Genomic DNA, 17,346 nt, shown 5'->3' with positions numbered 1-17,346 from the left:
TGTGTTCCGTTACAGATTAATATTAATTGGCAGCTACATTCTTGGGACCACCGAACTCCCAACGCACGCCAATCCAGCCTGCACGTGGAGCACCCGGCATGGCATACGCCGACGTTCTTTCATTGCCTGTGAACTGGCCGCCATCATTCAGGAAAGTTTCTCCCAACATGCCACCTGTAGCGTACTCTTTGTCAAAAATGTTGATCGCTTTGGCAAACACGCTCCAGCCATGGCTAAACCGGTAACTAGTATCCACGTTAACCACGGTATATCCACCTAGCTTGCCGCTGCCTTGGTAATGGTCGTCGTCGCCATCATTGGCACGATGACGATTGTTTTCATTACCTCGCACATAGACATCAGAGAACATGGTGAGATTGGTGCCTATGCTCCAGTGTGGTGTCACCTCATATTGCACTCGCAGTTTGAATTGATGCTCAGGAATATTGGCTAAACGATCACCTTTCCTGACCTGGATTTGATCATTACTAGCAGTCGAGTTGACTTCATTCAGCAAATTCAAATCGCTTTCATAAGTCGCTCTCACATAGCTATACCCGGCAGACCAGCTGAAATCTCCCTGCGTACCAATCAAGCTGGTATCAATCCCAACACGTCTTGTCTTGCCTACGTTATCAAAATAGCCCAGGCCAGCTACGTTGTTGGAAATAAACTGGATGTCATCATGGTTTTCAGCACGGTAAACGGCAGCAGACCATTTGATTGCCTGAGTCAGATTACCCCGTACCCCGGCCTCAAAGGTCTTGGCCACCACCTGCTTGAGAGGAGGATCACCTGCCATCGCGTTAGGCAACTTACATGGCACCAGCGGATTTGCACAGCCAAGCTCCATTGAAGTTGGTGCACGTGTACCTTCGTTATAAGACCCATACACGGTCAAATCCTTGCTTGGCGTAAACGTCAGGCCGATGGCAGGATTAAACCGGTTGAAATGATGCTTGCCAGTCAATGTTTGATCAGAATTTGGATCGAGTGGATCCAACAATGAACCAGGCGCATTAATCTTATCCGTGTTATCTACCGTGGTACGGTTATAACGACCGGACAGTGTCAGATGCCAGAACTCATTCAGCGACAAGGTATCAGTAGCAAAAAGACTCCATGTATCTGTCTTGCCGTGCAGGTTAACGACGTTTTCGTCACCCATAAAGCCCAGGCCATTGATACCACGGGAAGCATTGAGCAAACCATACTCTGAAGATTGCGTGAACTTGATTTTGGAGTGATCGTAACCAGCACCGACGATCAACTGGTTCTTCTTTTCCAAGAAGGGTTGGTTAAATGCCAATTGCGCATTAAATCCGTAACCTTTCTGTCTGGTATTGCTACGATTGATCGCACCAGTACAGAATTCATCTGCATCATTATTCGCCTGGCAATCTGCAATGGCTGCATCTAACTCTGCTGAATCAATAATCCCGTTATTATCCGCATCATCTGCCTCGAAATCATCGTTGATATCCCCATTCAAAGTCTTGCGATTGGACTGGCGATAATAGGTATTGGCAGTAAGCAATACATCATCATTAAACCAATGGCTACCAGAGAGATTCAGAAAGTTCATGGTGTTGCGAGTTTGATCCGGACGGGTGTGGATTGCATCACGGCCGAGGCTACGCATCAGCTCACGCTGAATAAGGCCATTACCTATCATGTCGTTATCAGCACCGGTATAGCTCAAATCAAGCTTACTGGTCTCATTCTGCCAACCTACCTTGCCAAATATCTGGCGTACATCAGTAGGAGAGTGATCACGCCATCCATCTTCACGGAAAGATGTCGCGGATACAAAGTAATCAACAGAACCATCTTGTGACACACCACCGTACTCAGCAGATCCAACTTTACGGCCCCATGAGCCAGTATAGGCCTCAAGTGCGCCACCTTGATTGGTGCGGCCGCTCTTGGTTTGCACAGAAATCGCGCCACCCAAGGTATTCAAGCCAAATACTGGATTGGATCCGGGGATCAGGGACATTCCTTGAATCGCATTGACTGGAATCAGATCCCAGTTCACTGCATCACCGAACGGCTCATTGACACGTACGCCGTCAACAAAGACTGACAGGCCCTGAGGCGTTCCTAGCAAAGGTGAAGCGGTATAGCCGCGAAATAAAATGTCAGGCTGAAACGGATTATTCTGCGTTTCATTGACGCTCACACCTTGCAGATTCTGGTTCATGTAATCCGCAATCGTCACGCTGCGTTGCTTCTGTAATTGCGGCCCTGTCACCAGCTGGATAGAAGCTGGGACATATTCAAGCGGCAGCCCCAATGATGGCAAAGGAGTGGTACTGACCACATTGACCTTATCTGTTGTAATAGTCTCATCGGCAGCTTGTGCTGAAAATGAGCCTCCACAGACATGAGCAACGAGTATTGCTATCGTGCTCAGCCTGAATTGATCTCTTGTTAACATACATACCCTTCCATAATGTGTTATCTAATCCGGCTTGCATTTGTTATTTCCGGCTCATAAGCTATATCAAGTTTCGTGCCGGATTTGATCAACATTACAACGCTTTGTATTTATGACCATTTTTAAACGCTGAGAAGATGAGCCTGGAGGATATGGTTGTATATAACCACATAATATTGGCTACATACAACCAATTGGTTGTATGTAGCCGGATTTAAATACTCTGCAAGAGCACGCGGGGAGGCTGGTTGAGGAAGTGGTGCATGCCGAGCCAGGCAGCAGCTGGAACCAGAATGGCTGAACCCGCCATGACGAGTAAAGTAGCCCAGAGATTAAACTGATAAGGAATATTGAACACCTGGCTACTGATGTAATAGGCCAACACCGAGGCGGCAATACTTGCCACCAAGGCAGCGAGGCCACCAATGGTAAAGAACTCGGCAAGCAGTGCAATGATCACCTGTCTTCGGGAAGCACCCAATACCCTCAACAAGGTCGCCTCGCGCACCCGCTCCTCACGGGTTGCCACCAGAGCCGCGTACAATACGGCCAATCCTGTCAGCAAGCTGAACACAAACACATATTCCAGGGCATGGCTCATTTTATTCATGATCTCACGCACCTGGTCGAGCAATGCCGCCACATCAATGATAGTCAGATTGGGAAATTCTCTTACCAGCTGGTTGAGCAAGTTTTCCTGCCCGCGCGGCAAATGGAAGCTGGTGATGTAACTGGCAGGAAAATCATTCAGTACACCGGGGGGCGTCACCGCAAAGAAATTAGCCCGCATGGTATCCCATTCCACCTTGCGTAAGCTGCTCACTTCCAGCTCAAGTCGATTCCCGGCCACATCGTAAGTAAGCTTGTCTCCGAGCTTGATATTTAATGACTCGGCAATCCCCTGCTCCAGCGACAACAAGGGCTTGCCCTGGTCATTGGCCTGCCACCAAGCCCCTTCAAGCAATTGATTATCCTGCTGCATATCCTGCGCCCAGGAAAGATTGAACTCACGCTCAGCCAGGCGGCGCGCCCTATCATCCTTGTAATCATTCAAATTGATCGACTTGGCATTCACTTCCAGCAATCGCGCCCTGATCATAGGAAAGATATCGACTTGCGCCAGGCCTTCCTGATTGAAAAACTGCTTGATGCCGTCAATCTGATCCGGCTGGATATTGATGATAAAGCGATTGGGAGCATCTTCAGGCAAGGACTGCTGCCAGCTATGCAACAGATCTCCCCGCACTATAGAAAGCAGGATCAACGCCATCAAGCCCAGGCTAAACCCCAATACCTGGGCAATCGCCAATCCTGGTCTGCGCTTGAGGGCTGCAATACCCAGCTTCCATGAACCGGTTGTATTGTGTGGCAAGCCAGACAACAGCTTGGTGCCCATCCACGCCAGCACAACCACTGCCAGCACTAAACCAGCCAGTGCCAGCAACACAATCCCGGCCAGTTTGACATGACCGGCTTGCCAGAAAATCAACCCAGCCAATACCAACAAAGCTGGCAGAAAACCAAGCCAGCGCGTTTTATCCTGCTCACCCAGGTCGCGACGCAAAATACGCAGCGCTGGCACATCCTGTAACCTGGACAAATGCGGCCATACCACAGCCAGCATGGTGGCAAACCCTGATACCAAACCACCAAGGGCGGGCATCACGCCGGGCGCAGGCAAGGTGTCAACCAGCAAACTACCTGCCAGTGTCGCCAATCCGGCCTGCGCAACAAAACCAGCCAGCACACCGGCACCACTACCCAGTGTGGCAATCAGCAGGGTCTGGCTAATCAGGATGCGGAAAATGAACTGGCGCGAGGCACCAAAGCAGCGCATGAGGGCATAAGTATCCAGGCTCTTTTGCACATAAGGCTGACTGGCAAGAAACATGGCGACCATGGCTAAAATAACACTGACCATGGCAGCAAGACCAAGGAACTGCTGCGCTTTTTCAAGCGCACTGCGCATTTCAGGGCGTGCATCGGCCACGGTCTGCACTTGCTCTCCCCGCCCCAGCAGAGGCTTGGCCCAAGTGGCATACTCTTCTACCGCATTGTCTTCCGCAGCAAGCAGGAGCTGATGTTTGACCCGGCTGCCAAACTGCACCAGACCCGTGGATTGAATGTCTGCAATATTCATGAGCAATCGCGGGGCAATACTGAACATGTCACCACCACGTGAAGGTTCACGCTGCAGGATGGCGGTCACGCGCATGCTACGCTCGCCGACATCGAGCGAATCTCCAACATTCACGCCCAACTGATTGGCCAATCGGGGCTCGATCCAGATCGTGCCAAGCGCAGGCACCGTGCTTGTCTCGGTACCACCGGTCAGCATCTGTGCAGTCTCGACCTTGTGCTGAAGAATGGTCAGGCTCCCACGCAAAGGAAAATCAGCGCCAACCGCTTTAATTTCTGCCAGGTGACTCACATCCCCATGCAGCACCATGCTGGGGAATTCCATGGTCAGTACGGTTTGTAGATGGCGCTTTTCAGCCTCTTCAATATATTGCGCCGAAATGGCTTTATCCGAGGCGATGACCAGGTCACCACCAAGCAGCATACTGCCCTGCTTTATCAACGCAGACTCAATACGGTCAGTGAAGAATCCAACTGAGGTTGTTGCCGCGACCGCGAGCATAAGCGCAAAAAGCAATACCCTGACCTCGCCTGACGCCCATTGGCTACGTAACTGTCTCCACGCTATAGTAAGCGCCATCATATGGCTGACTCATCATGCAAACGGCCATCCTGTAAGCGGACAATGCGCTGGCAACGTCGCGCAAGCGTCAGGTCATGAGTCACCAGCACCAGTGTCGTCCCCGTTTCTGCATTCAGGCCAAATAACAACTCAACAATACGTTCACCGGTTTGTGCATCAAGATTGCCGGTGGGCTCGTCTGCAAACAGGATGGCCGGCTTGGGCGCAAATGCCCTGGCGATGGCCACTCGCTGCTGTTCGCCGCCTGACATTTGCCGCGGATAATGCATGAGGCGTTGCGCCAGCCCGACTCGTTCCAGCGCATTCAAGGCTTGCTCCTTGGCATCCGCCCGTCCAGCCAGCTGCAGCGGTAACATCACATTTTCCAGGGCAGTCAGGGAAGGGATCAATTGAAACGACTGAAAGACAAAACCCATGCTGCGCCCACGAACTGCTGCACGGCCGTCTTCATCCAGACTGCTGATTTCCGTGCCTTCAATCAGCACTTTTCCGCTACTGGGGCTGTCCAATCCTGCAAGCAGGCCTAGCAAGGTGGATTTTCCTGAGCCGGAACTGCCAATAATGGCAAGTTTCTCACCGAAGGGGATTTTCAATTGCAAGCTATTTAGAATATCGAGCTTGCCCGCACTATTTTCGATATATTTATCCAGATCAACTGCTTCAACTGCCAAAGGTGTTTGCATCAATGATGTTCCGTTTCGTGTTTTTATTGATAGTAGCCTGCTTTAGTGCTGCCACAGCGGCCCATGCGGCTACCATTCTTGTCTATGGTGACAGTCTGTCTGCTTCCTATGGTATTCCCCGAGAACAAGGCTGGGTCACGCTACTGCAAACTCGCCTAAAGGAACAGAAACTGGATTACACCGTGGTCAACGCCAGTATCAGCGGCGAAACCACGACCGGTGGCCTCAGTCGTATATCAGGTGCGCTCAAGCAGCATACACCTGACTGGGTCATCATTGAGCTCGGCGCCAATGACGGCTTACGCGGCTTGCCCGTGAACGACTTGCGCCACAACCTCAGTGCCATGATCAAAGCCAGCCAGCAGGCCAATGCCAAGGTGTTGCTGGTCGGCATGATGATTCCGCCTAACTATGGCCCCAAATACACGCGGGAGTTCACTGCAAGCTATGCTGAATTGGCAAAGGAATTTAAAGTGCCTCTGGTCAGTTTTCTGCTGGAAGGCGTTGCCGGGCAAGCCGAGTTGACACAGGATGACGGCCTGCACCCCAAAGCTAATGCACAGCCTAGAATTCTGCAGAACGTGTGGAAAGTGTTAGAACCAGAGCTCAAGCCCAGCAAAAAACCTTAACCGCCAACCGCTAGGACTGGGAAACCGGGACCCACTCAACAACCAGGCCCAGCTCGTCAGCTGCAGCGTGCAGGCTATGCGTGACCCCTATGCCGGGCACGATAACCAACTGATCCTTGCTGTAGATTAATGGCTGGCATTCCCGCTGCCATGGCGGAACGTTGTGTTCCTGATATAAATAACGCAGGGTTCTAGTGGGGCGACGTGCATCAGGTTTAAACCGTTCCCGGCCTTCTCGATGACGTATCGTCAGCACCTTGTTCGCCAAGCGATCAAACGCCAAGCCTTGACCTGCTTGCCATGAAAACAAGAGTCGGCCATTGTTGGGCAATAACAGTTCTGCTTCGCCTTGCCATTGCAGTGCCAAATTCTCGGTCACTTCACCGGCCAACTCAATACAAGCATAGCCCTGATAGCGACGCAGCCACACATTACCGCCGACCAGGACTTTGAGCTGGGAGCCTTGTTTTGCAATCAATAACTGTTGCAGCATTTCCTGTAATCGGCTCGAGTTTGGCAAGGGAAGCTGATTGACATTTAACCACCAGCGCAACAGATTCCGGCCGCGTGCTGCAGATAGCTGCGCCAATGGTTTAAGATCCAGGCGATTTTCCACCATGACCTGGGCCGCATCCAGTTGCGCAAGGTCGTCCAGCAAATCTGCGGCTTCGGCCAAGTGACTGGCTGAGCGCGCCAAGGTACGCCTGACGGCGGGAAATCGCTGCTCCATGTAAGGCAGCAGCTGTTGACGGCAATAGTTGCGGTCATACGTGATGTCGAGGTTGCTCTCGTCATCTATCCATTGCAATCCACCTTCTTGCGCAAATAACAGCAGCTCAGCGCGCGATACATCGAGTAAAGGACGGAGTAATCGACGCTCAGCATCACGTACCGCCATGGCAGCCAGGCCTTTGCTGCCTGCTCCACGCAGCAATTGCAGCAACAGTGTTTCCGCCTGGTCATCCTGATGATGCGCCAGCAAAATATGATCAGACTGGCTTGCAAGCAATGCTTGGTAACGGACTTCACGTGCGGCAGCTTCCAGTCCCTTGCCACTTTGCGTATCCACCTGCACCCGCTGGCAGCTGAAAGGTACATCCAGCGCATCACAAACCTGCTGACAGAAGTCACCCCAGGCATCCGCATTCGGGCTTAATCCATGATGGATATACATGGCTTGTAGCTGGAATACATGTTGCTCTCTAGCCTCTGCCAATAGTTGCAGCAACACCCGGGAGTCAAGGCCGCCGCTAAATGCGACAAGGAGTATCTGGCCGGGCTGGATATGAGAGGAGAGAAAGCTGGATAAATGACTTTTTAACACGGTATTTGGCGAACGCCCTGGGAAATTAAGCAGCCGAGACTATTCATAGCCCCGGCTGATATGGTGAATTATTTAACGGGGACTTCCTTGAACTTGCCATAGCTCATGAGCCTGTCATAACGGGTTGCCAGCAAGTTATCGGCAGACTTCACCTGCAAGTGGCTCAACTCATCCGCCAAGGCACGACGTAGGCTCTGCATCATATCTTCAGGAGCGCGATGCGCGCCACCCATAGGCTCAGGCACAATGCGATCCACCAGGCCAAAAGCCTTGAGGCGAGTCGCGGTAATGCCCAGCGTTTCCGCGGCTTCTGAAGCTTTGTCTGCACTCTTCCACAAAATCGAAGCACAGCCCTCGGGGGAAATGACAGAATATGTTGAATATTGCAGCATCATTAGGTGATCCACTACGCCCAAAGCCAGGGCACCGCCAGAACCACCTTCACCAATGATGACACCGATGATGGGCACTTTAAGTCCAGCCATCACATAGAGATTGCGCGCAATCGCCTCTGACTGCCCACGTTCTTCTGCGCCGATACCGGGATAAGCACCAGGGGTATCAATGAGAGTAATAATGGGCATGCCAAATTTTTCCGCCAGATGGTACAGACGCAAAGCCTTGCGGTATCCTTCAGGGCGCGGCATACCAAAGTTGCGGTATTGACGCTCCTTGACGTCGCGACCTTTCTGATGCCCGATCACCATGACGGACTGGCCTTCAAAGCGCGCAATGCCACCGACAATCGCAGGATCATCAGAAAAAGCACGATCCCCGTGCAGTTCTTCAAAATCCGTAAAGATGCCACGGATGTAATCTAGGGTATAAGGGCGTTGCGGATGACGTGCCACCTGGGAAATCTGCCAAGCGGTCAGCTTGGCGTAGATATCCTTAGTCAGCGTTTTGTTCTTCTGCTGCAAACGCTCGATCTCTTCGGAGATATCCAGCGCGGAATCATCCTGCACATAGCGCAGCTCTTCAATTTTGGCTTCCAGCTCAGCAATTGGCTGTTCAAATTCGAGAAAGCTGGTTTTTACATTGTTGGTTTTGACGTTCATATGTATCAATTATAAAGGATTTTTACGTTTTCATCGCTAAGCCAACTACGAAGGCCATGCAATAGTTCATCATGCAGCTCCACACGCCAGGCGTCACTCAGCATCAGTTCGACTTTCGCCTGCTGGTTATGGTATTCCACCTTGATCGCACAGCCGCGCCCTGACTCAGGTGTACCGGCTTTGCAATACGGCTTCAACAGGTCACGCAACTTGAGCGCATCGGCCTGGCCGTTGCAGGAAATCTTTAACATATTGGCATAGGCACTACGCGCGCTGGCAATATTGCTGAGTCGACGGGCATTGACGCGCAAGCCGCCAGAAAAATCATCGTGACTGACGCGCCCTTCAACAATCAGCAGCTGATCTTCTTTCAACAAGGCTGCATTCTGGTTCAACAATTCATTACCTACCACAATATCAACGCGCCCAGCCATGTCATCTAGGGTCACAATCGCCATCTTGCCGCGCCCGGTCATGCGCACACGTACACCCATCACCACACCGGCCAGCAACTGTGATTGATCACTGGGCTTGAGGTTGGCCAGATTATTGCGCACAAACGTTGACACTTCTTTTTGGTAAGCGGAATAAGGATGTCCACTAAAATAAAAACCAAGCGCGACTTTCTCTTCCTGCAAGCGCTGATTCTCCGGCCAGTCCGCAATGTCGGGCAATACATGAACAGCGCTGTCGATCACCGCGCCAAACAGGCTGTCCTGGCCAGTAGCCGCACCACTTTGCTCTGCCGCACTAATGGCCAGACTCACCGCCGCCAGCAGCGCGGCACGCCTGGGTTCCAGCTTATCGAAAGCACCAGCGCGGATCAGTGACTCAATCACGCGGCGATTCACCTTGCGCAGATCCAGGCGACCACAAAAATCGAATAGATCCTTGAAAGGACCACCCTCTTTGCGTGCGGCCAATATCAGCTCGATCGCCGCCCAGCCTGTACCCTTGATGGCACCCAGGCCATAGAACATCTGCTTGGCAGAAGTCGGCTTGAAGCGGAATTCACTCTGATTAATATCGGGCGGCAACACTTCAATCGCATTGGCCAGACAGTCGTCATAAAACAAATGCACGTTGTCCGTATTATTCATGTCTGCCGACATGGTGGCCGCCAGGAAGGCTGCGGGATAATGCGCCTTGAGATAGGCGGTTTGATACGCTACCAGGGCATAGGCCGCCGCGTGTGATTTATTAAAGCCGTAGCTGGCAAACTTCTCCATCAGATCAAACAGGTCGGCGGCCTGCTTTTCAGGCGTCCCATTGTTGACCGCGCCCTCGACGAAGACGGCACGCTGCGCGTCCATCTCCTCCTTCTTTTTCTTACCCATGGCACGACGCAGCAAGTCAGCGCCACCGAGGCTGTAGCCTGCCACCACCTGGGCGATCTGCATCACCTGCTCCTGGTAAACCATGATGCCGTAGGTTTCCTTAAGGATGGACTCAGTCGCAGGGTGTGGATATTCCACGCGTTGCAAGCCATGCTTGCGGCGGCAGAAGTCCGGGATCAGGTCCATTGGGCCCGGACGATACAGCGCCACCAGAGCGATAATATCCTCAAAGCAGTCCGGCTTGGCCTGCTTCAACATATCCTTCATGCCGCGTGATTCCAGCTGGAACACGGCAGTGGTATTGGCGGACTTGAGCAACTGATAGGACGGCTTGTCGTCTATCGGCAATGTCTCCAAATTCAGCGGTGGCAAACCCTGCTCGGCTCGCTGCGCATTGGCATTTTCCAGCGCCATGTCCAGGATGGTCAGTGTACGCAGACCCAAAAAGTCAAATTTGACTAGGCCTACCGCCTCGACATCATCCTTATCGTACTGGCTTACCACGCTTTCGCCGCTGGCCTGACAATACACCGGAGAGAAGTCGGATATTTTTCCGGGCGATATCAACACACCACCAGCGTGCATGCCGATGTTACGCGTCAAGCCTTCCAGCCTGAGCGCGAGCTCAAGCAGTTCACTCACTTCCTCTTCCTGCTCGCGGCGCTCCTTGAGCTGGGGTTCTTTTTCCAGCGCGTCGCTCAGAGTAATGCCCAGCTCATTGGGAATCAGCTTGGCGACGCTATCAACAAAGTTGAACGGCAAATCCAGCACCCGCCCAACGTCACGAATCACGGCCTTGGCAGCCATGGTGCCGAAGGTGGCAATTTGCGATACCGCATCCAGCCCATATTTCTGCTTGACGTAGTCAATGACGCGGTCACGCCCTTCCTGGCAGAAATCGATATCGAAATCGGGCATGGAAACCCGCTCAGGATTGAGGAAACGCTCAAACAGCAAGGCATAGCGTAAAGGATCAAGATCCGTAATCCCGAGACTGTAAGCCACGACAGAGCCCGCACCAGAGCCCCGGCCCGGCCCTACGGGCACGCCATTGTTCTTGGCCCAGTTGATAAAGTCAGCCACGATCAGGAAATAACCGGGGAAGCCCATCTGGATAATGATACTGGTTTCAAACTCAAGGCGCGCCAGATACTCTGGACGCTTGGCATCCCGCCTGGCCTCATCCGGATACAAGACCAGCAAGCGCGTTTCCAGTCCTTGCTTGGCTTGTGCCAGCAGATACTCATCCAGGCTTTCCCCGTTGGGCGTAGGAAATTGGGGTAGATAATTCTTGCCCAGTGTCAGGGTAAGATTGCAGCGCTTGGCAATCTCTATCGTATTCGCCAGTGCCTCAGGAATATCTGCAAACAATTCCGCCATCTGCGCCTGGGTCTTGAAATATTGTGCTTCTGTAAAGTGCTTGGGACGACGCTTGTCTGCCAGCACATAACCTTCGGCAATACAGACTCGTGCTTCATGTGCCTTGAAATCGTCAGGCGTTGTGAATTGAATCGGATGCGTCGCCACCACGGGAATGCCAGCCTCGCTTGCCAGCACGAGTGCCTGCGAGATATAGGCTTCCTGCTGGGGATGTCCTGCACGTTGCAGCTCGATATAAAAACGCTGGGGGAATAACTCAGCCCAGCCTGTCGCCAATTGCTGCGCCTGCACCATATTGCCCTGCAGCAAGGCCTGGCCAATATCGCCCTGGAGGGCGCCAGACAACATCAGCAGTCCTTCGGTACCACGCTCCACCAACCATTCACGTTTGATTTCAGCCCGCCCACGATACTGGTTCTGCATGAACGCACGCGTGAGCAGTTCGCAAAGATGCAGGTAGCCTACATGCGTCTGGCACAGCAACAGCAATCGATAAGGCTGGTCACGTTTGGTTTCGTTCTCCAGCCAGATATCACAGCCAAGCAAAGGCTTAATGCCTTTACCGCGTGCGGACTTATAGAATTTAACGGCACCGAACAGATTGCTGAGATCGGTCATGGCAAGCGCGGGCATCTGGTCAGCCACCGCATGCTTGACGTAATCGCCAATGCGTACGGTGCCATCAACCACGGAGTACTCGCTATGACAGCGCAGATGGATGAATGAGGGATTAGACATACAGCCCGAATTTTACCTGATTCAGATGGCCTTGATGGCATCATCTGTGGCGAAAATTGCTAGCCGCTTCATAGCAAAGGACTTTTTCTGCGCTAAATTACGCCAGTAACTCTCGCAATTTCAAGATCAAGTCATCTTCCTGCACCGGCTTGCCAAAGAAGGCATTGACGCCAAGGCTGCGTGCCATTGCCTGATGTTTCTCCGCAGTGCGCGAGCTGACTATCACCAGCGGGATATGGCGGCTGCGCTCATCATGACGGACATTGCGTGCCAGCTCAAATCCATCCATGCGCGGCATCTCGATATCGGTGAGAATAATGTCAGGCAAGGTTTCCTGCATGGCCTGGATTGCCTCCATGCCATCCTTGGCTATCGCCACTTCATACCCTTCACGTTCCAGCAAACGGCTCAATACCTTGCGCATGGTTAATGAATCATCCACCAGCAATGCCAGCGGCTTGATGGCTACAGGTTCAGGAGCCGATACCAAGCTAGCACTCACGGCACCGGCAGCCAAACTTTCCCGATTCGCAAGCTGTACCGGGTTGATCAGCAGCACAATACCGCCATCGCCCATCACGGTGGCACCTATCATGCCTGGGACACGCGCCAGTTGTGGCCCTATCGTTTTCATCACCACTTCCTGATTACCAACAATATCATCCACATGCAGGGCAATCCGGTACTGACCACTACGTAACAGAATAATCGGGCTATATCGTTGCTTTTCAGGAACAGCAGCATCCCCAGTCAAACGACCAAGAAAGTAAAGGGGATAATGACGATCAGACCACAGCACAGAACCTGTGGCATAAGCGCCCTCAAGTGACTCGGGCTTAAGCTTCAGCACCTGCTCAACCATCACGGCTGGCAGAGCAAACTGGCGGGTAGCGTACCGCACCAATACGGCTTGCGACACTGACAAGGTCACAGGCAGGAAGATACTGAAAATCGCCCCAGTTCCGGTACTGCTGCTCACATCAATACGCCCACCCAACGCGGTAATATCAGTGCGCACCGCATCTAGGCCCACACCACGACCAGCAATCTGGGATAGCACACGTGCAGTAGTAAAGCCTGGCTCAAAAATCAGTGCCAACAGGGCTTGCTCACTGACTTCCTGATCTGGAGGAAGTAAATGCTGATCCAGTGCTCGCTTGCGTACATCGTCCAAAGCAATGCCTTTGCCGTCATCACTGACCACCAGGACGATTTCATCACTCTCCTGTCGCACTTTCAACGTGATATTGCCTCGTTCGGCCTTGCCGAGACGGCGTCTATCTGGAGGACTTTCTATGCCATGTGCCACCGAGTTACGCAAGATATGTTCAATGGATGCACTAATTCTATCCAGCACGCTTCGATCGATTTCGATATCCGCTCCATCGATCACCAGCTCTACGCGTTTATCCAGCTCCCGTGCCGTTTGCCGCACAATCCGGTGCAAACGCTCGGTAATCAACGAAAACGGCACTCGCCGCGCATTCATCAAGCCATACTGCAACTCACGGTTCATGCGGTTCTGCTGCTGTAGTGCCGCCTCGGTTTCATCCAGGTTGCGAAGCAGGCCATGCTGAATGGTGGAAACGTCATTCACGCTTTCCGCCATCATGCGGGTCAGCTCCTGCAAGCGGGTAAAACGGTCAAACTCCAGCGGATCAAACGTTTCGTTGGTTTCCTGCAGCAAAGTCATACGTGACTGCAGCTGACTTTCTGCTTCAATCTCCAGCTCTCTCAAATAACCGCGCAAACGTTGCACGCTTTCAGTCAGGTCCAGCGAAGACTGTTTGAATGACTGCATTTCCCTGTCCATGCGTGAACGGGCAATACTGACCTCGCCTGCCTCATTGATCAGACGATCAAGAATATCGGCACGGAGTCGCAGGTACTGGGCTCGGCGCTCGCGGCCACGACTGTCTGGAGCAGCCTGGCGGCCCACCATCAAGTCGCTACTACCACCCATCGCATCTTCGAGCAGGCTGCCTATGCGATCAAGATCGACAAACATGTCCTCAAAATCATTGGCCTGTGGGCGGTTTTTAAGTGCCCGCATGACATGATCTTCCATGCCATGCACGGCATCACCCAGCAAGCCCTGGCCAGCCATGCGAGCGCTGCCCTTTAATGTATGCAAGGCACGCTGCAGAATATCAGGATGATCGGCCTCCTGTGGATGCGCATACCAGGCACGTAACTGATTGCCTATCATCGGCACCAGGTCACTCGCCTCTTCCACAAACAGGGCAAACAGTTCCTGGTCCACCAACTGCGGTTGCACAGCTTGCAGCGTCTCTGCAGGCGGGCTCTCAGTCACCGCTGGCACTATTGGCGCATTCGGCACTGGCTGGTCATGCAAAGCCGTGACTTTTGCCTCCGCCTCAAGCACGCTGGCAACCGCATCTGCCGTCTTGGCAAGCCGCGCGCCGAAATCGACCACATTACTACCGGTGGCAGTATCTATTACCGGAACACCGGCTTCCTCTGTCGCTTTCTTCAATGCACGTAAAAGTGCAGTGGCAGCACGCGACTGTTTAAGCTCAGCCGCCTTACGCCGCATGTTTTCCAGCGCAGTCACTGTATTTTGTAACAGTTTTACAGATTGGGCTGACCAATTACCCTGGTGTACATCCAGCCAATGTTCAAGGGCGCGTGCAAGGTCTGACAATGGCTTGAAACCGGTTGCCCCGGCATTGCTGGCGAGAGTGTGGGCCGCACGGCAGACATCTGTGTCAGGCAATAACAGTGGCTCCGTGTTGTTGTGCACACGCTCAACCCAGTGCTGCAGTTGCATCAGGTGTTGGCTTGCTTCCTGCAGAAAAACGTCGAACAAGCCACGGCTGATTCTGCGTGTACCGCCAATCAACACTTCCTCGGCTTGCTCACTCTGTTCAACATGCGCCAGAGTATCTTCCAGTAAGGCGGCCTGCTGTTGCCAGAATGCCACATCCACCACCACACGCTGCTGTTCCCTCAAGCGACCTGCCCAGTCAGCAAATGCTGCCGCCACCTGCTCGGCAAAACCAGTCACCGCTGTATCAAGGCTTAATTTGCGCTCGATCACGAGATTCAGCAGCTTTTCGGCAATGCCACCAACCTCGCCTATATCCAGCAGGCCCACTGTTCTGCCACTGCCTTTGAGAGTGTGAAAGCCTCGACGGACCTCTGTCAATGCACGATGGTCAGTCGCATTGACGCGCAAATATTGCAGGTTCTGCGCCATCAGGGCCAGGACTTCTTCAACCTCGACCAGGTAGATATCCAACAACTCGGCATCTAAGGCCAATAGTGGATTGCCAGAAAGTTCAACAGGCGTTTCAAACCCATACTCAATACCATGCTGCGGCAAGCTGTTGGCTGACTCTGTGTGTTGCAGCAATCCCTGCAAGGAGCTCAGTGCATCGTCCATGGCAAGCGAGCTAGTAGGAGAGTATGGATATTGCTGCAGATGCATATCCACTAGGCTAAGGCTATCTGCCAGCAGCTCGAAGACATACTGTCCGGCAAACAGCTCACCCTCTTGCAATCGTTCAAGCACGGATACCGCGGTATTCGTCAGCTGTTGCAACAATGGCAATTCCAGCATATCCAGCGCTGAAACCGCCTGCCTCAAAGGCAATGCGGCCTGAGCCAGTGCGCTGGCATCATCCGGCTGGCGGAAATAGGCGTCAAGATATTGCTCTGCTGCCTTGAGTGATTCTCCGATCTCGCGGGCCAAGGCCACCTGTGCGGTTTTCTGCAAATCCGCAGTGGGGGCCGCCGCCAGGTTCTGAGCATGATCGATGGCTTGCAGTTGCTGTAAACGTTCAGCCTGTGATTGCAAGGTCTGCAATGACACGGCATCCTGCTGGCCATAATGTTGTAGCGCGCTATCCAGCAAGGTAAGTGCCGAGGCAACTTCAACCAGTGCAATATCCAGCGATACAATCTGCTTCACCTGCAAGGAGCGCGCCGTACTTTCAACGGCACTCCACAAATGGACTAGCGGTGCGATTGACAGCAAGGGATAGGTGTCGGCAATACCAGTAAAACGCGTGATGAATTCACTGAATACATCATCCTCCGCACCTGCTCGCGCCCAAATTTCCTTCAGATTTTCCAGGGCGATCAGGCACTGGCTGACATATGCCTGCTCTTCAACACCGGTCACCACCATCGTTGAGGCAGGAAGCAGACCATCAAGCTCAAACACTTGCCGCACCTTGCTCAACCGTTCACTGCGTACCGTGCTGATGGCAATGTAGTAAAGCAAATCCCGCAGCAAGGCGCTGGCAGCGCGCGTAGCGCCATCGCCAGCAGAGCGGAGTTGCTGATCCAGACGCCGACATAGGCGCTTGACGCCTGAGTCACTGGCATGCGGCTGTTGCGCCATGGTCTCGATGAATGCGGTCGCCACCCACCATATGGTTTTTTGCGCGGACTGGGTTTGCACTTGTTGTACGCGATCCAGTGCAGTCACCATCTCATCAATGCCCTGCTGGCCCGACCCTTTCAGCCAGCCGAGCAAGGATTTCTGGAAAATGGCCCGCTGCTCAGCCAACACGGAAAGTAGCGTGGCAGGCTCCAGCACCTCCGACCCAATATCGCGCGGCAAGCGCAGACTGGTATCAGGGAAGAACAGCTCTGACTCCTCCAAAGCCTCGCCACTCAGAGCAGCCAGCTTTTGTAGCTGACCGGACAATCTCAGGGCATGATCAGGCTGACCATTGAGCAGATCCTGCAGATACTGCTGCAAATGCCGAATCGACTGGTTCAGCGTTTCCATGACTTCCGGCGCCGGCGACAATAATGCTTTTTCCAGCTTGCCAACTACGGTTTCAATTTCACTGCAATATCGTTTACACCCTTCAAGTCCCACCATATCAAGCGCACCACTGACCTGATAGAGATGTGGCTGTGAAAAACGCAATGGCGACAAGTCAGCAGGATGAGTCGCCACAGCCGCCAAATGGGTTTGCACCTGGCTCAGCGCCTGGTCTATTTCACCCTTTACCCAGCTCAATGGGCCAATATCAAAATCTTCCACCACGGAGGGTCG

The 17,346-nt window shown here is 53.0% G+C and carries 8 protein-coding genes; 1 reads left to right on the top strand and 7 read right to left on the bottom strand.

Annotated elements, in window-relative coordinates:
• Positions 1 to 22 precede the first annotated feature (22 nt).
• From LG201_RS02625 to LG201_RS02615, 3 genes are all read right to left on the bottom strand, one after another.
• Positions 23 to 2,440: a TonB-dependent receptor gene (locus LG201_RS02625; RefSeq protein WP_226770620.1), complete on the bottom strand. Its 2,418-nt coding sequence runs from the start codon at positions 2,438 to 2,440 to the stop codon at positions 23 to 25.
• Positions 2,441 to 2,654: 214 nt separating this feature from the next.
• The gene (locus LG201_RS02620) at positions 2,655 to 5,162 is read right to left on the bottom strand and encodes an ABC transporter permease (RefSeq protein ID WP_226770619.1); all 2,508 of its coding nucleotides are present in this window, start codon (positions 5,160 to 5,162) and stop codon (positions 2,655 to 2,657) included.
• Positions 5,159 to 5,845 (bottom strand): ABC transporter ATP-binding protein, encoded by a 687-nt coding sequence (locus LG201_RS02615; RefSeq protein ID WP_226770618.1) that lies wholly within the window; start codon positions 5,843 to 5,845, stop codon positions 5,159 to 5,161. Before LG201_RS02615 ends, LG201_RS02620 begins: the two co-directional genes overlap by 4 nt.
• A 2-nt stretch (positions 5,846 to 5,847) precedes the next feature.
• Between LG201_RS02615 and LG201_RS02610 the strand changes: the two genes are divergently transcribed.
• A complete protein-coding gene (locus LG201_RS02610) occupies positions 5,848 to 6,474 on the top strand; it encodes an arylesterase (RefSeq protein ID WP_319006034.1) in 627 nt (208 codons plus the stop codon).
• Positions 6,475 to 6,484: 10 nt separating this feature from the next.
• Here LG201_RS02610 and tilS read toward each other — a convergent pair whose 3' ends face one another.
• From tilS to LG201_RS02590, 4 genes are all read right to left on the bottom strand, one after another.
• Positions 6,485 to 7,798: a tRNA lysidine(34) synthetase TilS gene (gene tilS / locus LG201_RS02605; protein WP_226770617.1), complete on the bottom strand. Its 1,314-nt coding sequence runs from the start codon at positions 7,796 to 7,798 to the stop codon at positions 6,485 to 6,487.
• A gap of 68 nt (positions 7,799 to 7,866) precedes the next feature.
• A complete protein-coding gene (locus tag LG201_RS02600) occupies positions 7,867 to 8,856 on the bottom strand; it encodes an acetyl-CoA carboxylase carboxyltransferase subunit alpha (protein WP_226770616.1) in 990 nt (329 codons plus the stop codon).
• A gap of 5 nt (positions 8,857 to 8,861) precedes the next feature.
• The gene (gene dnaE / locus LG201_RS02595) at positions 8,862 to 12,311 is read right to left on the bottom strand and encodes a DNA polymerase III subunit alpha (RefSeq protein WP_226770615.1); all 3,450 of its coding nucleotides are present in this window, start codon (positions 12,309 to 12,311) and stop codon (positions 8,862 to 8,864) included.
• A 97-nt stretch (positions 12,312 to 12,408) separates the two neighbouring features.
• Positions 12,409 to 17,337 (bottom strand): hybrid sensor histidine kinase/response regulator, encoded by a 4,929-nt coding sequence (locus LG201_RS02590; RefSeq protein WP_226770614.1) that lies wholly within the window; start codon positions 17,335 to 17,337, stop codon positions 12,409 to 12,411.
• Positions 17,338 to 17,346 lie beyond the last annotated feature (9 nt).

This window comes from Methylobacillus gramineus (genome assembly GCF_020532675.1).
Lineage (GTDB): Bacteria > Pseudomonadota > Gammaproteobacteria > Burkholderiales > Methylophilaceae > Methylobacillus > Methylobacillus gramineus.
The sequence above is the reverse complement of the archived record's forward strand: the minus strand, read 5'-3'. Positions and strand labels throughout refer to the sequence as shown.